Below are 21,903 nucleotides of genomic sequence, written 5' to 3'. Positions count from 1 at the left end.
TGGGCTGCTTCTGTCCCCAGTCAGGGCAGGTCTGAAGAGCCACCCGGGTGGAAGGGGTGCCGTCGCGCAGGACGAAGGACTCGTGCATTCCCACAGAGGTCCCGGTGCCGTCGAGTGACATCGACACTTTGTGCTGGGACTTCAAGGGGCAAAAACGAAACAGCCGTAACGCGATCCGCGCAAATCAATCAAAAGCCGCAGCCCAGCCATCGCGTCGCGGATCACTTCCAGCGATTTTCAATCCGTTGTCCTGGATCTTGATGATCTCCAGACTACAAGGACCTTCAAGTGTGCCGACTGTTTTTAAGGTATGGCCGCGGCTTTTTAGATCGTCCTTGACCCCTTCAGGCATCTGATTTTCAACTGTCAGGGTGTTCTGGCCAGCATGGGGCCAGTTTGCGCCTTGCCCACACTGATCACTTGACCACCGCGGCGCCTCGGCCACTGTCTGAGGATCCAAGCCGAGATCAATAAGCCCAACTATGGCTTGGAAATTCACCTGAACTTGGTTGTCGGCACCCGGTGTGCCGAGCACTCCTCTCACCTGGCCATCCTTCAGAAGGATAGGAGCATTCATTGTGTGGCGAACCTTTTTGCCTGGGACGAGTGCATTGGGGTGCCCGCTAGCCAAGTGCCAGCAGCACATCCGATTGTTCATCAAGATACCCGTCTGAGGAAGCATGACGCCCGATCCAAATGTCGCGTTGAGGCTTTGAATAGCCGACACCACCTGCCCCTCTCGATCGGCAATGCAGAAGTAAGTCGTTTCGGCTGGTTTCTCTGGCTCCGCGATCGGCCGATCGGTCGCCACATGCAGGTCGATCTGAGATACAAGGTCACCAAGCCGGTTCTGGTCCAGCAAATGACCGGGATCGAAATCTATGTAGCGGGGGTCGCCAGCGTACCTTTCCCGGTCCAGGAATGCCAACTTTTTAATCTCCACCATCAGATGGATAAGCGTGGCTGGATCATCGCGCGCTACCGACACATCACAAAGGTCGAGCATCGCCAATTGTTGCAACAGGGCAAAGCCTGTCGAAACGGATGGCGTCTGTAGGATTTCATACCCACGGTAGCGACCTTTGATCGACTCACGTGTGCAGGATTCTACGGCGGCCAGATCGTCCCGTGTCACTAGCGAACCCAAGGCATGCAGGTCCTGGGCAATAGCCCTCGCCAAGCGTCCGCGATAGAAACTCTCAAGGCCTTCTTCCGCAAGCGCTTCCAAGGTTTCCGCCAGGCGCGGGTTCATAATCCGCATGCCAATGTCCGGCACTCCCCCGTTCAGCAGATACCGCGACGAGGCAGAGCCTGCCGTTTCGAAACGCCATGCGTCTGTGCTTGCTGATCTTCGGTAGGTGTGGCCAACGGGCACACCGCGCCGCGCGAGTTGGACGGCTGGCGCGGCAAGCTCCTTGACAGACTTACGGCCGTGATTTGTGTGCATGGCGAAAAGCGCTGCAACGCTTCCCGGCGCGGAAATCGACATGGGGCCATTTTCCGGCAAACCCCGCGGATAAGCATCGGCTCGAGCTGCTAGCGGAGCACATCCCACCCCTTCGTAGACATATCCCTGCCCGTCGTGGACATGATAGAAGCCATCGCCACCGATGCCTGACATGAAGGGTTCGGCAACGCCAAGGCTCAGAGCTACCGCGAAGGCCGCATCAACCGCGTTTCCTCCGGACTTCAGAACATCCAGTCCGACTTGGGTTGCGGCAGGATGGTTTGTGGCCACGGCGGCGTTCCCCATGATAAGGGGCCGCCAGGTGCGGACTGAATTCACCGTACTTTCCCTCGACGCTCGCCAATATCCCAAAAAAGACCGGTCATGTTTCGCAACGCATCGCGCACGAGTGTTCCAAGGACATGTTCGTTCGGGGCATGCTGGCAGCAGCCGGCATAACTATGCGGAATCCAAATCGTCGGCAGGTTGAGTATCTCGGTAAAGGCATCATTGGGGAGCGACCCCGCAAGATTTGGTAGAATGTCTGGCCTCATTCCACTGGATGCGGCAATTGAATCGGCGACAAATTCCACCCAAGGATGGTTTAATGGGAAACGAGTGGCGGGAACCGCGTCTTCGCGCCGCCCAACGACTTGGACCGCCTCGTAGCCATTGTCGTCCAGGTGGCGCCGTAGTGCCGGCAGGATTTCGGCGGGGTCGGTTCCTACCACGTATCGAAGTTGGCAGGTGGCGACCGCGCTTCCGGCAATGGCATTCTGTGGCGAAGCGGGGCTGCCCGAAAGCATGCTCAGCACAGCAAAGCTGTTCCATCCAAACGCCCTTTCAATCGGTGTAAGGCCTTGCTCGCCCCAGCTATGGTCAACATCAGGGCCGCCTTCTGGGAGTGGCAGCGAGGCGATCGATGCGCGGAAGTCGTCGGTCAAGCTCTTCGGCCGCCATTCCGAAATTCTAATCTGCCCGCGCGCATCCGCGATGCTGGAAATTGCATGGGCCAGGATAATTGCAGGGTCGGCGAGCAATCCTCCAAAGTTTCCCGAATGGTAGGCGCGCTCGCGCAGGTTAACCCGCAAATCGAAATTGAAGGCTGCGCGTGATCCCAAGAACATGGTCGGAACATTGCTGCGGAGGCGAGGACCATCAGAAGCGATCAGGACGTCCGCCGAAAGTCGGTCTGCATTAGCCGTGAAGAATTCTCGCAGTCCAGGAGACCCTATCTCCTCCGAGGTCTCCATCACCAACTTGACGTTGAAGCCGAGACTTCCTTTTTGCTGTAAGACAGCAAATAGGGCCTTCAGATTGATCAGATGCTGTGCCTTGTTGTCGGCGGAGCCTCTACCGTAGATGCGGTCCCCCTCGACCGTTAGGAGATAGGGATCGAGACCCTCTCGCCAGGACCGCGTGTCGGGTGCGCAGACATCGCCGTGACCGTAGATCAGGATCGTACCGAACTCGGGGTTTTCGATCCGGCTCGCTAGCAAAATGGGAGAGCCGTCCGCCGTCGCTTCCATCGACGTGGTGAAACCGCATTGATCAACCAGTGGGACGATCATTTCAACAAGGTAGCGACGCAACTCTCCCGCGAAGGCAGGATCTTGGCTTTCGCTTCTAACGGCAACAAGACTGGCAAGATCGTCATTGAATCTATTGAGGAAATAATAGTCACTTTTAGCGATCGCCTGATCGCGGCCTCCTTGATCGAACGAATAGGTCATATTGGGATCCTGCGAAATTCTATCTGGTCGTCATGGGGCAATCATGGCCGTCAAGGTGCAGCGAAGCCAATCTCGAGCGTTGTTTGTTCGTCGAACTTCGGAACCTCCCAACCTTGCCCCGGCATGGCTGCCAAAAGCTCCTTCGTGTAAGGATGTTGAGGTTTTCCGAGCACCGTTTCCACCTTTCCCCGCTCGACAACCTCTCCCTTGTTCATGACGATAAGCTGGTCAGAGACCTGCGCAGCTACCCGCAGATCATGAGTGATGAAAATCATCGTGAGTCCCATTTTCTGTTTGATCTCCTGAAGGAGATTGAGCACGTCGCGCTGAACCGAAACGTCGAGAGCGGAAACGGCTTCGTCCGCGATCAGGATCTTCGGCTCCACCATCAACGCTCTTGCGATAGAGATGCGCTGTCGCTGTCCACCGGAGAATTGTGGAGGATAGCGGGTGAGCGCGTCCTGACTGAGACGCACAATCCGAAGCAATTCCCGCGCACGTTCGATCGCAGTCTTTTTCGAGACCCCGAAATTGGTCGGTCCTTCAATGAGCTGGTCGCATATCGTACGGCGTGGATTAAGCGAGCCATACGGGTCCTGGAAAACGATCTGAATATCTTTGCGGCGGCTGCGCAGTCCTTTCTTCGAAAGCGCCATAAGGTTTGCGCCGTCAACGATCACCTCGCCGGTATCAGGATCGGTTAGCCGCATCAGGCAACGTACAAGTGTCGATTTGCCGGAGCCGCTTTCTCCGACGATGCCAAGCGTTTCGCCTTTCTTGACCTCGAAACCGACATCGCGGACGGCCGCTATGGAAGACGACTTCCCGAAAAGGGTGGCTGCGGTGTGGAAGCTTTTCACGATCCCGGTCACCCTCATCGCGACGGGAAGGTTGTTCTCAAACGAAGCGCCTTCTTTTGTTCGACGCGGGACGGCGGAAATGAGCTGCCGTGTATAGGCATGTGTCGGTCGGTTCAGGACTTCATCGGCCGCACCTTGCTCGACAATCTTGCCGTGTTGCATGACCACAACCCTGTCGGCGATTTCCGCGACCACATCAAAGTCGTGCGTCACAAATACGATACCAGCGCCATGACGGCTCTTAAGGTCCTTGAAGAGGTGGAGGATTTGCGCCTGGGTCGTAACGTCCAAAGCCGTGGTAGGTTCGTCGGCGATCAGGACTGTCGGATCAAGGGCCAGTGCCATCGCTATGACAATGCGCTGCCGCTGCCCCCCGGAAAGCTGATGGGGGTACCTACCATATATCCGCTCCGGGTCGGGAAGTTTCACCTCCGCAAACAAGGCGAGCGTGCGTGCCCTTCTTTCGGCGCTTGCGAGTTGGGTGTGCTGCTGGAACACCTCAGAAACCTGATCGCCCACACTAAAGCAGGGATTGAGGGCGGTCATCGGCTCCTGGAAGATCATGGCAATCCGGTTACCACGTAGCTTGGCTAGCTCGCGCTCTTTTAAGGTCAGAAGGTCGACCTCGCCGAGAAGAATTTTGCCAGACGTCGGCGCGAGCGCCTTTGGTAGAAGGCCCATCGTCGCGAAGCTCGTCATGGACTTTCCAGAACCACTCTCACCCACAATGCAGACAATTTCCCGGGGACGAACGTCGAGGCTGAATGACTCGACCGCGTAGAAACGATCCCCTCCTCGCGGCAATGCGATACTCAAATTGCGGATCGACAGAACAGGTGAAGTCTGCTCGTCCATTAGTTTCTGCCCTCAGGCGTCGTGAGGTCGCGAATACCATCGCCGAACATGTTGATGGCAAGCACAAGGACGAAGAGCGCTGCACCCGGAATAGCGATGAGCCAACTGTTGAAAAGCAGCATTTCCTTGCCCTCCGAGATCATGAGGCCCCAAGACGGCGTTGGCGGCTGCACCCCCAGCCCCAAGAACGACAATGCTGACTCCAGGATTATCGCATGAGCCATTTCGATGGTGCAGATGACGATCAGGGCGTTGGCGATATTGGGAAGGATGTCCTTGATCAAGATGCGGGGCAGGGGGGCGCCGAGGACCTCGGCAGCAGCGATATATTCGTGATTTCTGACCTGCATCGTCGCGCTGCGGATAACTACTGCGGCACGATCCCACAAAAGCAGACCGAGCACGGTTGTAATGACGAACAGGGAGCCGCCGAAAAGCGATACGATTGCGAGTGAGACAAGCACCACCGGGAGTGCGAGTCTCACATTGATGATAAAGCGCACAACAGCATCGACGCGCCCGCCAAAATAGCCGGCAAGAATTCCGAGCGTCGTGCCGATCAGCGTTGATACCGAGGCAGCCGTAAAACCGATCATCAGCGAGACGCCGGCACCGTACAACAGGCGCGAAAAATAATCTCGACCGAGTGCGTCAGTGCCAAGCGGATGGTCCCACGAACCACCGAGGAAAACCGGAGGCCGTAATCGCATAACAAGGTTCTGTAAGTATGCATCGTGCGGGGCAATCAGGGGTGCGCTGATCGCAAGAATGACCAGCGTCAGGAGGATAGCCCCCGACAAGAGAAACCCGGGATGGTGTAAGGCGCGAACCACCATCAGTCGTCGCGGCGACGGAACGGCAACTGTCTCGGCTGGTATGGTCATGCCTTTCGAAGCCTCGGATCCAGCCATGCATTGAGTAGGTCGGCAACCAGCGTGAACACGATGTAAAACATGGAGAACACGAGAATGAGCGCCTGCATGGTCGGTATGTCGTTACGAGCGATTGATTGCCAGGCTAGGAGACCCGCCCCTTGCAGTGCGAACACCGACTCGACGATGATGGAGCCGCCAAGCATAAAACCCATCTGAACGGCAGCGAGGCTCACCACCGGTATCACGGCGTTGCGCAAGGCGTGCTTGAAGAGAATTTTTCGCGACGACAAACCCTTGGCCCTCGCCGTGCGTATGTAGTCCGAGGTCAGCACCTCCAGCATGCCGGCGCGCGTCAGCCGCATCAACGCTGGTGTTGCATAGTAGCCCAGCACGACGGTCGGCATCACGAAGCTTTTCCACGATGAGGCGCCGGATGCGGGAAGCCAACGCAGTTTGATGGCGAAAACTACGATCAGAATAAGACCGAACCAGAAACTGGGGATTGCCTGCCCTACCACAGCGAGGAAAAGAGACAGCCGATCGAAGAAGGAATTCGGCTTGACCGCGGCAACGATTCCGAGCGGAAGCGATAGGATGAGCGCGAATGTGATGCTCAGCAACCCCAGTAGCATCGTGACCCCAAGATGTTGGGCCAAGAGCTGGCTGACAGGCAGCTTGAAATAATAGCTGTAGCCGAGATCGCCTGTCATCGCGCGGCCGAGCCAATCGAAATATTGAACGACCACCGGGCGGTCGAAACCGTACTGAACTCTGATTTGCGCGATGTTGTCTGCACTCGCACCCTCGCCGGCGATCGCAATCGCGGGATCCCCTGAGAAATTGAGCATGAGGAAGGTGATGGCAGACACCGTTATCGCGACAAAGAACGCCATGGTCAGTCTGCCGACTATAAACCTTGTCATGTGGCGACCTTCCTTGTCATGAGATGGGTGAGCCGGCGAGGCGGCTCACTTTCTGGAACGGCTAGTTCCATGCCATGTCAAAGAAGCGAACAAGTTCGTCGGGCGTTGGATCGAACTTCAGATCTTTCGACAGCGCATAATTCACTGAGTAGGACCAGAGCGGAACGACATACGCCTGATCTGCGATCCGATTGAATGCCTTGGAGTAAGCGGCCTTGCGCTTCGCTTCATCGACGGTGGCTCCGGCGGTTTGCAGATCGCCGGCGACGTCCTTATCTTGTGCATAGTCCTGATTGCTGAGACCAAAGTAGATCGGTGTAATTGCTGCGACGTCTGCAATAGAGCTTGAGCCGTCAGTGAGGAAAGAGATCGGAACTTTTCCTTCGGTTCTTTTAGCGGTTAGCGCGGAATACTGAAGTACGCTGGTTTCCACATTGATGCCAACGGAAGCAAGATTGCTTACCATTGCCTCGGCTAACGGACGATCGCGGTAGACGCCCATCTCGGTTTTGAAGCCGTCTGGGTAGCCTGCCTCCTTTAGGAGCTCTTTCGCCTTGGTCGGGTTGTATTCATAACTCTGGACCTGGGTATCGCAGCCAAACTGTGCAGGATTGCAAAGGCTGTTGATGATTTCAGAGCCGCCCTGAAGAAGACCTTCCACGATCCCCTTGCGGTCAATTGCGTAATTGATTGCCTTGCGTACGCGGACATCCTTGAGCGGGCTTTGTTCCGATGTCCTACCTGCGGCATCAAGAGCCAGAAAGCCAACGCGAAGGCCTGGCCTGCTTGTGACATTGAATTCTCCGGCGCCGGCCAAATTCTTGGCGACGTCCGACGGAAATTGCCACATGAAGTCGAGATTACCGGACATAAGCTCGGCAAGCTGGGTGTTTACGTCGCGAATGGTCCGGATCTCGATCTTTTCGATGGCAGGCTTTGCCTTTGGGCCGTCGAAATAATTCGGATTCCGCTCCAACGTGTACCCTGATCCCGGCGTGACCGACGTTACCTTGTATGGGCCGGTGCCAACTGGCATGGCGGCCATGCCGGAAACGCCGGCTTTTTCGTAGTAATCCTTTGGATACATCGGGACGAAGCCGCTAAGGGCTGCCATCGCCATTGCATAGGGTTGAGCAAGATGTATCCGTACGGTGTAGGCATCGATCTTTTCCGCCGATTTCATCCATTTGACCCAGTCATACAGGACAATCTTGTTCGCGGGATCGACGATGTAATTGATGGTGAACACGACATCGTCGGCATCGAAAGCTTCCCCGTTGGAGAATTTGATGCCTCTGCGCAGCTTGAATTCAATCGTCTTGTCGTCTGGCCAAGACCACGATTCCGCGAGATCGCCCTTGAACTCGCCACTTGCTGGGTCTCGATACACAAGGCCGTCATATATTTGAAGACCAGTGATCAGCCCCTCGCGAGAGCTGTCGAAATAATAGTTCAATGTTCCGACTTCGCCATTTAACACAATGTGCGCGACGCCGTCATCCTTCCCCGCGTATGCCGGAACGTAAGCAGCGGTACTCAGCGTACCAGCAGCCAGCATCAAACCAACCCATTTCTCTCTCATGGCTTTCGTTCCTCCAGAGCATTTTTTGCGTTCGGACGCGCCCGTTTTTTTGCCGCGTCATTATCCCAAAATTTCGGAGACAATGCCGGTGCGTCTGTTTTGCTGATTGTCATAATGTATGACTGTCACAAATTGTGCACAAGGTCAATCCGATTGCATATCGCTTCTGAATAATTGTATTGGATCGCCGTCGGGGGGTAAAAATGGGCGGATGCCCCCGTGCGTTGGCGTGGTCAGGAATTTGAAGTGTCTGAGAAAGGCCGCATCCTGGATATGCGCGTCGAGAATCAGATGGGTCGTGCGAGGTCAGATGACAGAGGAAAAAGTCGCCAAGAGCACTGCGGGGAGGCTACGCGATGCTATCGAGAACGATATCCTGACTGGCGTGCTTGCGCCCGGTCAGCGTATTGATGAGCAGTCTCTTTCTAAGCGATTTGGCGTTTCTCGTACTCCAGTTCGCGAGGCGCTCGCTCAGTTGGCTTCAGACAGCCAGGTGGAGCTGCGACCCAATAAGGGAGCATTTGTTTCAGCCGTCCGGATCGATCGTTTGATCCAAATGTTTGAGGTTATGGGCGAGTTGGAAGGGATGGCGGGCCGACTCGCCGCTATGCGTCTCCGAATGGAGGACCGGGAGACCCTTCAACGAGCAATGGATCAATGCGTTCGCGCTGCGTCTAGCGGCGATACTGACGCCTACTACTACGAAAACGAGGAATTTCATCAAGCGATTTATGCGGCTAGCCACAATGGATTTCTGATCGAGCAATGCCAAATGTTGCAGAGAAGGCTAAGGCCTTATCGGCGCCTTCAACTACGCGCGGTCAATAGAATGCGCAGCTCTCTCGCTGAGCACCAGGTAATCGTCGAAGCGATTTTTGCTGGCGAAAGCTCGAAAGCCGAAACGGCGCTCAGAGCGCATGTCGTCATACAAGGTGAAAGGTTCCAGGATCTCGTTGCTTTCATGGCGGAAGCGGCCTCGCTAAATTAGCGGGTTGTTCTGAAATCACCATCAGCGGCCGTTTAGGATTTTCGGGGGCGTTCCTGCGAAAGGACTCCTGCTCGCGGCTTTCCGCGAATCGAATGGCTGCACGGCACGGCCTAGCAGCGGCCACCGCACATCGAGCACATCAAGCCTTTAAACGCGCGGCTTCTCAGCTTTCACAGATATAATGCAAAGCGTTTGACATTGTGTACGATTGACATGATATTGCATTTTATCATTTGAGAGATCGCTATGTTGGCAGACATGCCGAGTACGTCACCGTCATTCCTTGCAGCTCTTATCGAAAACGTTACGAACGGAAGCCGGCGGTTGTTGAGGCGGGCTAGTCACGCCAAAGCTCCTATCCCCTCGGTGGAACTGATAAGGATCGCGGAGGAATTGCTTTCGCGTCGTGGCGAGGCATCCGGCATCGCTCTCGCGGAGGAATTGCTGGCGGCCTATAAGTGGTCTTCGCCCCAGAAGCGCCTGGAGTTTCTCCTTGGATTGGCGAACGATTTTGGCCCCCACATCGAGAATCTGAGAACGGCGCTCGACCTGATCGAGAGCGATCCGTCGCCGGATCATCTATACGCACTCCATGCGGCTTCGGAACCTCGACGGCAGCAGTTGTTTAGGCGGATCAATCTCGCGGGAGGGGGCACCAAGTCACTCATTGCGATGAGAGAGGATCTTCTTAAGAATTTGCAGAAACATCCTGAACTCAAATGGGTAGACGCGGATTTTTCGCATCTCTTCGCATCGTGGTTCAACCGGGGTTTTTTGGTCCTGAAGCGGATCGACTGGGAAACACCGGCCAACATACTCGAAAAGATTATTCAGTACGAGGCGGTCCACGAAATCGCAGATTGGAATGACCTGAGGAACCGAGTGCAACCGCCAGACCGACGTTGTTATGCATTTTTTCATCCACAGTTAGTCGACGAACCGCTCATCTTCGTAGAAGTGGCGTTGACAATGGAGATGCCGCGGCACATTCAGCCCCTACTGCAGATTGAGCGGGAGTTCGTGCTGGAAAGAGATGCGACAACCGCCGTATTCTATTCGATTTCGAACACCCAGACGGGATTGAGGGGCGTCTCGTTCGGAAATTTCCTGATCAAGCAGGTCGTGCAAGACCTCAAAGCGGAATTGCCTAACCTCAAGCATTTCGCGACATTGTCGCCCGCTCCCCGTTTCTCCAAATGGCTGGCAACTCAGGCGGCCAGCGGTAGTAATCAGTGCGGCCCGCTGGATGCACTAGAGAACCCCACCTGGTCCGACGACAAGCAGGTGGTGGAGAACATCGGGCCTCACATAATGCGGATGGCCGCTCGCTATTACTTGGATTCACGAGATTCGAATGGGCGAACGATCGACCCTGTGGCTCAGTTTCATTTGAGCAATGGAGCACGGCTCGAAAGCATAAATATTCTCGGCGACCGCTCCGAAAAGGGTCTCGTGCAATCCCACGGCGTGATGGTCAACTACGTCTACCATCTCGCCGATATCGAGGCGAACCACGAGGCCTTCGCGGAGAGAGGCGAGATCGTCGCTGCACCGCACATTCGCAAGCTTCTCGAACCTTTGAAATAACCATCTCATCACTACCGGCTGAATGAGCCGCATACGACGCCTGTTGGAGTTGAAATGAACGGAAATCTCTTCTCTTATTTCCAGGGTCATATTTGCAATGCCGAGAGTGTTGCGATCGATGATACCAAAGGACGCGTCTACACCTATGAGGACCTGGTAAGACTTTCGGGGCAGATAGCAAACGTTCTCGTTGAGCGAGGGGTCCGCCCAGGCGACCGGGTAATGGTGCAGGTCGAAAAGTCTGTCATGGCGGTTTGTCTTTATCTGGCGACGCTCCGTGCCGGTGCTGTTTTCCTGCCCTTGAACACTGCCTACACATATTATGAGGTAAAGTACTTCGTTCTGGACGCTGAACCGGCTCTCTTCATCTGCGACCCTTCGCACGAACGATCGCTAGCGCAGATTGTTGGGCGGGTAGGCGCACAAATAGAGACGCTTGCTGCAGATGGACGGGGGAGCTTGTTTGAAGCCTCGAGTGTGGCGTCCTACGCGTTCCCGACGGTTATTCGGGAGGCGGACGACCTGGCGGCCATACTTTATACCTCGGGCACGACCGGACGATCGAAAGGTGCGATGCTCACGCATGGGAATTTGCTATCCAACGCGCTAACGCTTGTCGATGCATGGGCCTTTACGGAGCAGGACGTCCTCATTCACGCGCTCCCGATCTACCATACGCACGGCCTATTCGTGGCGATTAACGTCTCGCTTCTCTCCGGCGCGGCAATTCGGTTTCTCAGGAAATTCGACCCGGATCTCATCATCGACTTGATGAAGGAGGCAACGGTTCTAATGGGGGTGCCGACATTCTACGTGCGGCTCCTGCAGAGCCCCCGCCTCGATAGTGTCGTGTCTGGCATGCGGCTCTTTGTTTCGGGTTCGGCGCCTCTACTTGCGGAAACCCACGTCGAGTGGCAGCGCCGCACTGGCCACGCCATTCTCGAGCGCTATGGGATGACAGAAACCAACATGAATACGTCCAACCCCTACGATGGCCTACGTGTGGCCGGAACAGTCGGACCTCCTCTTCCAGGAGTGTCGATCAGGATCACCAATCCTGGCAACGGCGCCTCGGTTGGCAACGATGAAATCGGCATGATCGAGGTTAAAGGTCCGAATGTCTTCGCGGGATATTGGCGTTTGCCCGAGAAGACGGCAGCGGAAATGCGACCGGACGGATACTTCATCACTGGCGATCTTGGTAAGATTGACCAACGTGGGTACCTTCACATCTTGGGGCGCGATAAGGATCTCGTCATAACAGGGGGCTTTAACGTCTATCCCAAAGAAGTTGAAAAGGAGATTGATACACTCCCCGGCGTGGTTGAAAGCGCCGTTATTGCGGTGCCTCATCCAGATTTTGGGGAAGGCGTAACGGCGGTCGTTGTTCGCGGCCTAGGGGCGAATATCGCGGAGGACGATGTCCTGGCGGCGGTTCAAAATCGACTTGCTAAGTTCAAAATTCCCAAACGTATCGTCTTCATTGACGAACTGCCGAGAAACGCAATGGGGAAAGTCCAAAAAAATGTTCTTCGCGACAAGTTCAAAGATCTGTACCTAGATACTGCCGCAGTGTAGATTATTGGTGTCCTCTTATAAGCGCGGTGCTCACAATGACAGCTATCGCAGCGCTCAATTCGGCGCGGAAGTCGTTCCGGGATCCGCAACTTTGTTTCGACAATGGGCGCGTTCCTTCCTGACCATATCGTAGGATTCGATGTAGGCCATGCCTAGGAGGTATCCGACCAGATGCAATCGATGAGAGGCAGCTATCTGGTAAAGTTCATTTAGGCTGGCGCTAATATAGGCCAGTGCCTCGCCACGGTCTAAGGTCAGTTTTTTAGTTGGCATTTTGACGAACCCGTTCCCCACCCGTTTGACCACTCGGTCAGCTGAAGTGTGTCGTTATCAGTTCTGATGTTTGTTGCTGCAGGCGCCCACCGGTACGTCCATACCGATATCGAGGATGGGTGCGCTGTGAACAGGTATTTTCGCGATACTTTCCGAAAGAACCGGGTTTCCAGATGCTTGGCTGGCGATTCACAGTGCGGCTGGCCAACCCGATCGCGTGAGACGTCAAGCGTTCCCGTTATAAGGACATTTTTCGATGGTCTCCGAAGAGCACTGTGAAATGTACGAGATGATAAAGCGGCACGACGAGGACGGCGTCGCGCGCGTTTTCCAGCTTCAGCTCGACAGCACCTTTCCCTCGATCGAGATATTGCGGGCCCAACGCCCGGATCTCCTAAGTGGCGACGCTGAGGTCAGCGTTGCGGATATTTGATAGGCAGGCGTTTATCCGCACGGCTGCGTGCTGACTTGCGTATGTCCAATGTGTGCCTGTATAAAGCACATATTGAGGTCGCCATTGAATACCCGCTTTGCAGTTGCCACGCACATCCTGACCTTTCTCCAGTCACAAGAAGGTTCGCCCGCTTCGTCGGAGCTGATCGCGTTGAGTGTCAACACCAATCCGACGCTGATCCGCCGCCTCCTTTCGCAACTGGCCAAGGCTGGATTGACGACCTCTCAGATGGGAAGTGGCGGCGGCGCATTGCTGGCCCGAGCCGGTTCCTCGATCACGCTGCTCGACGTGCACAAGGCAATCGACGAAGACGTCGTTATTTTCCCGCTTCATCAGGAACCGAACCCTCAATGTCCGGTCGGCCGGCACATCAACAAGGTTCTGCAAGGTCATATCGCCGATATGGAACAGGCGATGGAGCGCGAGCTGGCGCGCACGACCTTAGCTGACCTTGCGAGCGATATTTCCACCATCAACTCAGCCGCTTGAGGGAAAATCTGATTTTTCGCGCGGCACCCCTTTGCGTAGATATGTAATAGATATAGATACACATTTGTCTGCGACAGAAATGGTTAAATATTATGGCAGCTCGATTCGCACGCCACCTCGTGCTTGCGACGGTGGCAATCCTTCCCCTCACAGGTGGGCTGAACCCTATCGCACGTCATGCAACGGAGACAAAAATGACCACACAAGAAATACAGGTCGTCGACCTCCTCAAGGCTATCGAAACCGGCGCGACCGAACCGGTCGGCGTGATCAATCCCGAGAAGTACATCCAGCATAATCTGGCTGCGGCAGACGGCTTGAAGGGTTTTGCAGAACTCCTTGCCGCTCTTCCCAAGGGGTCGGCCAAGGTGAATACCGTGCGAGTATTCCAGGACGGCGAGTTCGTTTTCGCCCACACCGACTACGATTTCTTTGGGCCGAAGGTCGGTTTTGACATCTTTCGCTTCGAACACGGCAAGATTGTCGAACACTGGGATAATCTTCAGGATACCGCAGGTCCCAATCCAAGTGGCCACACGATGGTCGATGGACCGACCGAGGCGAAGGACCTCGACAGGACGGAAACGAACAGGACTTTGGTTGCGGCTTTCGTTGACGACATTCTCGTTAACGGCCGCATGGAGAAGCTTTCTGGCTATTTCCACGGAGACAACTACACGCAGTATAACCCACAGATCGGCGACGGCCTCTCGGGGCTGGGTGCTGCCCTAAAGGCGATGGCCGAAGCGGGCATAACCATGAAGTACGACACGGTCCACAAGGTGCTGGGCAAGGGCGATTTTGTCCTCACTGTGAGCGAAGGCAAATTCGCTGGTAAGCCGACATCGTTTTATGACCTGTTCCGGGTTCAGAACGGCAAGATCGCCGACACGATCGAACCGATCCCCGCGAAGGCTGAATGGAAAAACCAGAACGGCAAGTTCTGACAGGTGGGGGGCGGCGCCTCCGCCTGCTCGACGCCTGTTGTTGGTTACTGGCCCAACCATCTGCCCATTGCCTGGGCAGCGGTCCGTTCGGATCACCGCAAGCCTTCGTCCTGCTCCGCAAACGACCTCGGAAAACGTTCGGTGTCGTACCGTCGTACCTACCGCACCTTGCAAATATTGCGATGAACGCGGAGGTGCGGAGGTCGTGCTGTAGCCCAGTTTGTGTGAGACCGTTTGAACGGAGAGGCCGTCCGCGAGCATGGCCGCCGCACGAGAGAGGCGCAGCCGTTGCCGCCATCGTGACGCTAGTACAGAACGACTTCCAATCGTGCGAAAGCATTCTGAGACGTCAGGCGGGAGATATCGCCTGCATCATCCTCGAGCTCCAATCGTGTGCGGGGGGATCGTTTACCTCGAGCACGAATTCGTCCGTCAATTGCTCGATCTCACAAGCGAACTCGGGATGTTGCTGATCTTTGATGAGATCATCACCTTGCGCGCGACCTTCGGGGCCTGCAAAGCAATTACGGCATCGACCCCGACCTGACCATATTCGGTAAGATAATCGGGGGCGGTGCCGATCGGAGTCGTCGGCGGTCAGCGGCGCGTTTTCCAAGTTCTCGAAGGACAACCAGGTCATGATGTCGGGAACGCACCACGGCCATCCACTCGCTTGTGCCGCTGGTCTGGCGACGATGGATGTCGTGGATCGTGGTGGCTATGAGTTGTTCAACCTCATGGCACAAAAGGTGAAGGGGGAACTGAACGGTTGGGCTGCGGCGAAGGGCCACCCGTTCATCATGTTCGGGGATTTCTCGGTTCTCGGCTATGCATTTACCAAGCACGCAGGAAAGACGAATCGCACCCACAGTGACTATTTGCGCAAAATTGATGATGAAAAGATGATGATTTATGTCTTAGAGATGGCCTCTCGTGGTTATTTTCCTGTTTCATCGTGGTAAAATCGGCCTGACACTTCCAATGACGGAGCAAGACATCAGGGGATACATCGAAACCACCAAACTGTTGCGGACTGATTGAACATTTGTTGGTGATACGGGATCAGCTTTTCAACTCGTCGCCCAAGTTGGGGATACTTGTCTCTTGCTGGGCACTCGGGCTCCAGGCTCGGTTGCGATCACGCCGGTTCTGTTTGTCCGATCAATCGACGCAGGCGGGGGATAAACGATGGAGTGAGCTGCGCGCTTGCTGCCTCCTTCTACCATCCGGTGGAACCGCGTCGCGGCTGCTACGTCAACATTTTCGGTCTGCTATTGTCGACTGGGCTGGCGCAGGCGACTCCCGCGGCCGTCTTCGCGAAGGGCTCCAGCTCCGGCCTACGAGATCGAATCGATACCCGCGTAAGGGAGTCGATGGCGAGCTCTGGCAGGAGCGATTCTTCCGTTCGGCGGACACAAGCGCGCGTCGATCGGAATGATGATCGAACTCCTCGCGGGCCGATGATCGGAGACCTCACCAGCAAAGCCTCTTTGGAGATCGACAAAAGGGATGGTGGTCCGCTTCTTGGCGGATATCTGATGATTGCGATAGACGCTGACTGGTTCTCAGCTGACAAAACCAACGTCAAAGACGCGGACAACTGGCTTGAGGGTCTCGCCCGCGACAATCCAGGTGTCCGTTTGCCGTCTTCACGTCGCTATCGCGCACGCGGCAAGACTGCTCAGGAAGGCCTCAGCATCTCTCGTGAAATGCAAGCTGAGCTTTTGGCTTGCTTGCCAACCCGAAGCCCTGAGTCGGGTTCGAAGTCGGCTTGATGTGTAGCCTGCAATTGGCTTCGCTCTCTAGGACGGAGCCATCTCCAACGGGAAAACCGCTTAGGCGGGTTGTGTCGCGAAGGCCGTATAGGCCGAATAGACCAGCCACCCGCAGTCGATCGGAAGCACGACACCCGTAATGGCGGACGCAGCCGGCGAGCACAGGAAGAAGATTGCCTCGCCTACGTCAGACGGCTCGACGAAGCGCGGAATGGCTGACTTCGAAATCACCATGTCCGGATTGCGTTCGCCACGGTTGATCCGCTCCCGCATAGCGGGCGTCATGGTGTAGCCGGGGGCGACGGCATTTACGCGGACGCCTTGGGGACCGAGTTCGGCGGCCATGATCTCGGTCAACGTCACCATGCTCGCCTTGCTGACGCCGTATGCGGGTTGCGGCGACGGGCGGAATGACGTCAGCGAGCAGAGGTTGATGATCGAACCGCTACCGATCTCGGCCATCCGTTCGCCAAAAGCGCGGCCGACCAGCAAGGAGCCGCGGACGTTGATGTCGATGATCCGGTCGAATTCCGCGATCTCCATTTTTGTCACGCGAACGGCATTTTGGAGAATTCCGCCGGAATTGACCAAGGACGCGACGGGTCCGTGGCTAGACCATATTTCGTCGGCGAATTTCGTTACCGCGGCCTCGTCTGAAACATCGAGGTGGCGATAGACAACGTCAGCCCCTGATTTGACCAGTTCGGCGGCAACCGACTTGCCTTGGGTATCGTTGATATCGGCCACTACGGCCCTCCAACCCCCGGCAACGAAGCGGCGCACGGTCGCCTCCCCGATTCCGCTTGCACCGCCCGTCACGACCACCACAGGCTTGATGTTGCAAGGCTGAGAAGACGCGCTCATGGCAAAACCCTTTTTCTTTTTTTGAGAGATGACGGGACCTGGCCGACATAAGGAGCGCAGCGTTCGATCCCGATGCGGACGGTCTCTTCGCCCGGCCTCGTCCACCAATCGAGTTCTGAAAAGATCTCGAGTTCGAAAACGCCTGCATAGCCGATGTCGTCCAACCAGCCTCGTATCCGCGGAATGTCGACCACGCCATCGCCGACCATGCCGCGATCGCGCATGTTGCGGGTGGGCACCAGCCAATCGCAGTAGTGGAAGGTAAGGATGCGCTTCGGACCAGCCCGACGCAGCTCCCGCTCGAAAGCGCTATCCCACCAACAATGATAGACGTCGGGGACAAGCCCTGCCGCCTCGTCGCCGAGTTCGTCGCAAAGGTCATTAGCTTCCCTGATGGAATTCAGCACCGATCGATCGCCGGCATACATCGGGTGAAGCGGCTCCAGGCCGAGTTTCACCCCAACTGAACGTGCGTGGGGCGCCAAGGTGTGCAGCGCGTCGCGTACCCTCGATCTCTGGCCTGCGATATCCTTGGAGTTCTTGGGCAGCCCTCCCACTACCATGACGACGCAAGGCGCGCCGATCGCCGCGGCGTTGTCGAGGATGCGTCGATTCTCGTCGATCGCAGCCTCGAAATCGGCCTCGGTGTCGGCGTTGAGCCAGGCACTGGTACAGAGCGACGCTACCCATAAGCCCGCATCGCGCAGGTGACGGGCAGTCTGTTGAACGCCATATTCGTCGAGATACTGGCGCCAGCAGGCTATTCCCCCGACGCCCTGCTTCGCGTAGCCGTCGATGGCTTCGGCCATCGACCATTTGTAGGTCGTTATCTGATTGATGGCGAAACGCGAAAGGTCAGCCATTTGCGGCTCCTTCAACTGGGACGACGCCATAGTGCTTTGCGGCGTATTCCGGCGTGATCTTTCCATCGTGCAGGTCGGCTTCCACCGCTGCCATGCTCCGCTCTTCAGGTGGGCCGTAGCCTCCGGCTCCGGCCTGCTCATGGCGGATCACCGTACCAGCGTGGACGGTGCGCGTTACCTTTCCCGGTAGTTCCTCTCGCCCACTGCTGTCCGGGTTCAGGATGTTGCGCGAGTTGGAGCCCGGCTTGCCGCCAAACAGGCCATACGGAGCGTGGTCTGTACGGTCGGCACGGACCTGCAGGATAGCTTCATCCGCAAGCAATCTGTACTGACGTGTAAGTCCCAGACCGCCCCGGTACTTTCCGGCTCCACAGGAATCGGCCCGCAGCGAGTATTCTTCCATGCGGATGGGGTAACGCGCTTCCAGGGTCTCGATAGGGAGGTTCGACATGTTTTGGGAGGGATTGGTCACCCCTTCGATGCCGTCCTGGTTGAATCGGCCGCCCCAGGCTCCGTTGATCATGTCGACCAGCACGAACGGCTGTCGGTCGGCGTCGTACCCGCCGATCGCGATCACGGTGTTGCCGCCTTCGCCAGCCGCCATCATTCGCTTCGGCGCGATCTGCGCGAGTGCGCCCATGACCGTGTCGACAACGCGGTAGCCAGTGAGAGCTCGCGCTGCGACGGGCGCAGGCATAAGCGGGTTGAGGATGGAACCCTCTGGCGCAGTCACGTCGATGCAGCGGTAGACGCCGGCGTTGTTGGGGACTTCGGCCTCAAGGGCGCAGCGAACGCTGAGGTAAGTCGCCGACTTGACGAATGACAAGGTCGAGTTGATCGCGCCGCGCACCTGGGGCGATGAACCGTCGAAATCGACCGCGAGATGGTCGCCCTTGACGGTGATCCGGCATTTGATCGGGATCGGCGCCAGATCGAAGCCGTCACCGTCTATGTAGTCGGTGAACTCGTAGTCTCCGTCTGGCCAACTGCTGATCGCGTTCCTCGTGAGCTTCTCGCCATAGTCGATGAGCTCGTCGAGATAGATGTTGAAGTCGTCGGCGCCGTATCGGTTGAACAGCTTCAACAGCTCGCGCTCGCCGATGTTGCACGTGGCGTATTGAGCCTCGAGGTCGCCGATCACCAGATCGGGTAGGCGGACATTCTTTTCGATGATAGTCAGAAGCGTGCGGTTCGGAACGCCGCGGTCGTAGAGCTTCATCGGCGCGATGCGGATGCCTTCCTGGAAGATCTCGGTGGAGTCGCTCGCATTGGACCCAGGAACGCGTCCTCCCACGTCGCAGTGATGAGCGACGACGATCGAGAAGCCCTGCAGTTCGTCTCGATGGAAGATCGGCTTGAACATGAAGATGTCTGGAAGGTGCATTCCCCCTTGGTAGGGGTCGTTGAGGACCACCACGTCTCCGGGATGCAGGTCACCCTTGAACTTCGCGAGGACCACTTCCATGGCATCCGGCACCGCCCCGAGGTGAAGGGCGACGGTCTTGGCCTGGGACATGATGCGCCCCTGTCGGTCGCACATTGTCACCGAGTAATCGAGCACGTCGCGCACGATCGGTGAGCGGGCTGTGCGCATCACAGCGTAGGCCATGTCGTCGACGATGGTGTCGAGTGCGCTCTTGATCACCGCGAAGGTGATGGGGTCGATTTTTCTTTCGTTCTTCGGAAAAGTCATGACGCGGGCTCCCATCCGTTCAGAGTGTGACGACGACATTGCCAGCGTCATCCAGCGCGGCACTAGCTTCGGGCGGGACGACGATCGTGGTGTCCACGCTCTGCAGGATCACGGGTCCAGAAATCGAGTCGCGCAATGCCGATCGATCGATCACCGGAGTGTCGATCCATCCGCTCTCGCGGCTGAAGTAGACGCGGCGGCAATTGGCCGCGGCATTTGCCGTGACGAGCTGCTCCGACTTGAGCGCGGTGAAGTCGAGGCTCTCTGCGCTTATCCCGCGGGCCCTAAGCCGCAGGTTTACGATGTCGACATCATCCGATGACGCGTACCCGTACATGGATCGATAAGCCCTCAGGAACGCCTCTCGGGTCGCCACGGGGTCGAAGGCCGTTGTATCGTCCAGCCCGATCTGCAGCTCGGAGTCCTGGCCTCTGTAGCGGAGGTCGAGTTCGAACTCCCACCCGATCTGATCGGCGCTATAGCCTTCCTCCGCCAGCGCCTCGGTCGCCTCCGCCTTCAGCCGCTCCACTGCCTCGGCGACGTTCCCCGGCTTGGCCTCATGCAGTGCGCCGGGCATGCTCTCGATCAAATAGCGTTCGACGGAGCCTGCAAGCATACCCATGGCGGTGAACACACCAGGGGCCCGCGGGAACAGCACGCGACGAATGCCGAGAGTGCGAGCGAGGTCGCATGCGTGAACGGGGCCCGACCCGCCGAAAGCAAGCAGCGTAAAATCGCGAGGATCGACGCCGCGCTCGACCGTAACAGCGCGAATGGCGCGAGCCATGTTGACGTTGACGATCTCACGGATACCGATCGCCGCCTCTTCGACGGTAAGGCCAAGCTGATCGCCGATATCACGGCGGATCGCCCCACGCGCGTCCTCTACATCGAGCTTGAGGCTGCCGCCGGCGAGCGTGTCGGGCAAGAACCCCAGCGCGACGTTAGCGTCGGTAACAGTCGGCCGTTCGCCTCCCTTGCCGTAGCAGGCGGGCCCCGGAAACGCACCGGCGGAGACAGGCCCGACATGCAGGAGGTTGCCGGAGTCCAGCCAGGCGATGGATCCTGCCCCGCTACCCACTTCCGCCACGTCGACAGTGGGCACGCGCATCAGATAGCCGCCGGCTTTGATGAACCGGCTGGGGGTCGAGATCCCCGCCCGAAACTCGTATTCGTTCGTGCGGGTAAGCTGGCCTTCGTGGATCAAGGACGCAGAGGCAGTGGTGCCGCCCATGTCGAACACCACCAGATCCTGCTCGCCGATCGAGCTTGCTAGGCGTCCGCCGCCGACGACGCCCGCCGAGCGGCCCGACGAGATGAAGAAGACTGGCTTCTCCTGCGCTAGCGCGGCCGTCGAGAGCCCCCCGTTCGAGTTGGACACCAGCAGCGGCGCCTTCACGCCTAGCCCGCGGAGGCCGTTCTCGAGACTGGTAAGATACCGCCGGAGCGCCGGTAAAACGTAGGCATTGACCGCCGTGGTCGACGTCCGCTCGTATTCACGGATCTCAGGCAGCACTGTGACGGATGCGGTGACCCAGATGGATGGGAAGGCTTTGCTGAACGCCTCCAGCGCGTTCCTCTCGTTTTCCGGATTCCGGTACGAGTTGAGAAAGCAGATCGCTACCGACTCGATGCCCTCGGCCTCGAAGTCGCGGCCGATCGCGATCACGTCTTCCACGTCCACGGGCTTCAGGATTTCGCCCGAGGCACTGACGCGTTCGTCGACTTCACGACGGTAGCGACGGGTGACCAGCGGTTCGGCCTTGGTCCAAGTGAGGTCGAACATCGAAGGCGTTCGCACGCGGCCGATCTCCAGAACGTCTCGAAAACCCTTGGTCGTGATCAGTCCGGTCTTGGCCCCGGCCTTCTGGAGTAGGGTGTTGGAGCCCACGGTGGTACCGTGGAGAACTTCCGTGACCGCACTTACGCCCAGGCCTGCCTGCTCGAGGATGAGCTGCGTGCCCGTCAGCACCGCGTCTTCTGGCGCCGCAGGGGTCGAAGACACCTTCGTGAAAAAGGTTTGTCCCTCACTGTCCAAAAGGACCAGGTCTGTAAAGGTGCCGCCGATGTCCACTCCAATCCGGCCATGCCTCATAGAACCATTCCTCCACAATAAG

General features: G+C 57.2%; 18 protein-coding genes. 8 read left to right on the top strand and 10 right to left on the bottom strand.

Annotated elements, in window-relative coordinates:
• Positions 1-184 precede the first annotated feature (184 nt).
• From P9217_RS27470 to P9217_RS27445, 6 genes are all read right to left on the bottom strand, one after another.
• On the bottom strand, positions 185-1,786 hold the full coding sequence (locus P9217_RS27470) for a gamma-glutamyltransferase family protein (protein WP_278055577.1): 1,602 nt from the start codon (positions 1,784-1,786) through the stop codon (positions 185-187).
• Positions 1,783-3,180 (bottom strand): M20 family metallopeptidase, encoded by a 1,398-nt coding sequence (locus tag P9217_RS27465; protein ID WP_278055576.1) that lies wholly within the window; start codon positions 3,178-3,180, stop codon positions 1,783-1,785. The genes P9217_RS27470 and P9217_RS27465 overlap by 4 nt, the downstream gene beginning before the upstream one ends.
• 50 nt (positions 3,181-3,230) lie before the next feature.
• Entirely contained in the window at positions 3,231-4,895 is a 1,665-nt protein-coding gene (locus tag P9217_RS27460) for an ABC transporter ATP-binding protein (protein ID WP_278055575.1), read from the bottom strand.
• Positions 4,895-5,779, bottom strand: coding sequence for an ABC transporter permease (locus P9217_RS27455; RefSeq protein ID WP_278055574.1), 885 nt, complete (start codon positions 5,777-5,779; stop codon positions 4,895-4,897). The genes P9217_RS27460 and P9217_RS27455 overlap by 1 nt, the downstream gene beginning before the upstream one ends.
• Positions 5,776-6,693, bottom strand: coding sequence for an ABC transporter permease (locus tag P9217_RS27450; protein WP_278055573.1), 918 nt, complete (start codon positions 6,691-6,693; stop codon positions 5,776-5,778). The genes P9217_RS27455 and P9217_RS27450 overlap by 4 nt, the downstream gene beginning before the upstream one ends.
• 61 nt (positions 6,694-6,754) lie before the next feature.
• The gene (locus P9217_RS27445) at positions 6,755-8,275 is read right to left on the bottom strand and encodes an ABC transporter substrate-binding protein (protein ID WP_278055572.1); all 1,521 of its coding nucleotides are present in this window, start codon (positions 8,273-8,275) and stop codon (positions 6,755-6,757) included.
• A 310-nt stretch (positions 8,276-8,585) separates the two neighbouring features.
• Between P9217_RS27445 and P9217_RS27440 the strand changes: the two genes are divergently transcribed.
• The 8 genes from P9217_RS27440 (at position 8,586) to P9217_RS27405 (ending at position 16,366) form a co-directional block, all read left to right on the top strand.
• Positions 8,586-9,263: a GntR family transcriptional regulator gene (locus P9217_RS27440; RefSeq protein WP_278055570.1), complete on the top strand. Its 678-nt coding sequence runs from the start codon at positions 8,586-8,588 to the stop codon at positions 9,261-9,263.
• A gap of 246 nt (positions 9,264-9,509) precedes the next feature.
• Positions 9,510-10,850: a malonyl-CoA decarboxylase gene (locus P9217_RS27435; protein ID WP_278055568.1), complete on the top strand. Its 1,341-nt coding sequence runs from the start codon at positions 9,510-9,512 to the stop codon at positions 10,848-10,850.
• 54 nt (positions 10,851-10,904) lie between these two features.
• Positions 10,905-12,428: a malonyl-CoA synthase gene (locus P9217_RS27430; protein WP_278055567.1), complete on the top strand. Its 1,524-nt coding sequence runs from the start codon at positions 10,905-10,907 to the stop codon at positions 12,426-12,428.
• A gap of 529 nt (positions 12,429-12,957) precedes the next feature.
• Positions 12,958-13,134 (top strand): hypothetical protein, encoded by a 177-nt coding sequence (locus P9217_RS27425; protein ID WP_278055566.1) that lies wholly within the window; start codon positions 12,958-12,960, stop codon positions 13,132-13,134.
• A gap of 84 nt (positions 13,135-13,218) precedes the next feature.
• Positions 13,219-13,644: an Rrf2 family transcriptional regulator gene (locus P9217_RS27420; RefSeq protein WP_278055564.1), complete on the top strand. Its 426-nt coding sequence runs from the start codon at positions 13,219-13,221 to the stop codon at positions 13,642-13,644.
• Between the two features lie 194 nt (positions 13,645-13,838).
• Positions 13,839-14,591, top strand: a complete 753-nt coding sequence (locus tag P9217_RS27415; RefSeq protein ID WP_278055562.1) for a nuclear transport factor 2 family protein — start codon at positions 13,839-13,841, stop codon at positions 14,589-14,591.
• Between the two features lie 638 nt (positions 14,592-15,229).
• Positions 15,230-15,553: a hypothetical protein gene (locus P9217_RS27410; protein WP_278055560.1), complete on the top strand. Its 324-nt coding sequence runs from the start codon at positions 15,230-15,232 to the stop codon at positions 15,551-15,553.
• Between the two features lie 498 nt (positions 15,554-16,051).
• Positions 16,052-16,366: a hypothetical protein gene (locus tag P9217_RS27405; RefSeq protein WP_278055558.1), complete on the top strand. Its 315-nt coding sequence runs from the start codon at positions 16,052-16,054 to the stop codon at positions 16,364-16,366.
• A gap of 60 nt (positions 16,367-16,426) precedes the next feature.
• Here the strand turns inward: P9217_RS27405 and P9217_RS27400 are convergent, their stop codons facing one another.
• Genes P9217_RS27400 through P9217_RS27385 form a run of 4 tightly spaced genes read right to left on the bottom strand, consistent with a single transcriptional unit; the run spans position 16,427 to position 21,860 of the window.
• Positions 16,427-17,230: an SDR family oxidoreductase gene (locus tag P9217_RS27400; protein WP_278055556.1), complete on the bottom strand. Its 804-nt coding sequence runs from the start codon at positions 17,228-17,230 to the stop codon at positions 16,427-16,429.
• Positions 17,227-18,108, bottom strand: a complete 882-nt coding sequence (locus tag P9217_RS27395; protein WP_347404377.1) for a sugar phosphate isomerase/epimerase family protein — start codon at positions 18,106-18,108, stop codon at positions 17,227-17,229. Before P9217_RS27395 ends, P9217_RS27400 begins: the two co-directional genes overlap by 4 nt.
• Complete coding sequence (locus P9217_RS27390; RefSeq protein WP_278055553.1) at positions 18,086-19,786, bottom strand: hydantoinase B/oxoprolinase family protein; 1,701 nt, start codon at positions 19,784-19,786, stop codon at positions 18,086-18,088. The genes P9217_RS27395 and P9217_RS27390 overlap by 23 nt, the downstream gene beginning before the upstream one ends.
• A 19-nt stretch (positions 19,787-19,805) precedes the next feature.
• Positions 19,806-21,860, bottom strand: a complete 2,055-nt coding sequence (locus P9217_RS27385; protein WP_336618916.1) for a hydantoinase/oxoprolinase family protein — start codon at positions 21,858-21,860, stop codon at positions 19,806-19,808.
• Between the last annotated feature and the right edge of the window lie 43 nt (positions 21,861-21,903).

The sequence above is a fragment of the Mesorhizobium sp. WSM4989 genome, assembly GCF_029625795.1.
In the GTDB taxonomy this organism is placed as follows: Bacteria; Pseudomonadota; Alphaproteobacteria; order Rhizobiales; family Rhizobiaceae; genus Mesorhizobium.
The sequence above is the reverse complement of the archived record's forward strand: the minus strand, read 5'-3'. Positions and strand labels throughout refer to the sequence as shown.

What these genes read in the sequence shown, in the direction of transcription:
- P9217_RS27425 (WP_278055566.1), top strand. Translation starts at nt 12,958, where the DNA reads ATGGTCTCCGAAGAGCACTGTGAAATGTACGAGATGATAAAGCGGCAC.
- P9217_RS27445 (WP_278055572.1), bottom strand. Translation starts at nt 8,275, where the DNA reads ATGAGAGAGAAATGGGTTGGTTTGATGCTGGCTGCTGGTACGCTGAGT.
- P9217_RS27455 (WP_278055574.1), bottom strand. Translation starts at nt 5,779, where the DNA reads ATGACCATACCAGCCGAGACAGTTGCCGTTCCGTCGCCGCGACGACTG.
- P9217_RS27465 (WP_278055576.1), bottom strand. Translation starts at nt 3,180, where the DNA reads ATGACCTATTCGTTCGATCAAGGAGGCCGCGATCAGGCGATCGCTAAA.
- P9217_RS27440 (WP_278055570.1), top strand. Translation starts at nt 8,586, where the DNA reads ATGACAGAGGAAAAAGTCGCCAAGAGCACTGCGGGGAGGCTACGCGAT.
- P9217_RS27410 (WP_278055560.1), top strand. Translation starts at nt 15,230, where the DNA reads ATGATGTCGGGAACGCACCACGGCCATCCACTCGCTTGTGCCGCTGGT.
- P9217_RS27430 (WP_278055567.1), top strand. Translation starts at nt 10,905, where the DNA reads ATGAACGGAAATCTCTTCTCTTATTTCCAGGGTCATATTTGCAATGCC.
- P9217_RS27415 (WP_278055562.1), top strand. Translation starts at nt 13,839, where the DNA reads ATGACCACACAAGAAATACAGGTCGTCGACCTCCTCAAGGCTATCGAA.
- P9217_RS27400 (WP_278055556.1), bottom strand. Translation starts at nt 17,230, where the DNA reads ATGAGCGCGTCTTCTCAGCCTTGCAACATCAAGCCTGTGGTGGTCGTG.
- P9217_RS27460 (WP_278055575.1), bottom strand. Translation starts at nt 4,895, where the DNA reads ATGGACGAGCAGACTTCACCTGTTCTGTCGATCCGCAATTTGAGTATC.
- P9217_RS27390 (WP_278055553.1), bottom strand. Translation starts at nt 19,786, where the DNA reads ATGACTTTTCCGAAGAACGAAAGAAAAATCGACCCCATCACCTTCGCG.
- P9217_RS27450 (WP_278055573.1), bottom strand. Translation starts at nt 6,693, where the DNA reads ATGACAAGGTTTATAGTCGGCAGACTGACCATGGCGTTCTTTGTCGCG.
- P9217_RS27435 (WP_278055568.1), top strand. Translation starts at nt 9,510, where the DNA reads ATGTTGGCAGACATGCCGAGTACGTCACCGTCATTCCTTGCAGCTCTT.
- P9217_RS27405 (WP_278055558.1), top strand. Translation starts at nt 16,052, where the DNA reads ATGATCGGAGACCTCACCAGCAAAGCCTCTTTGGAGATCGACAAAAGG.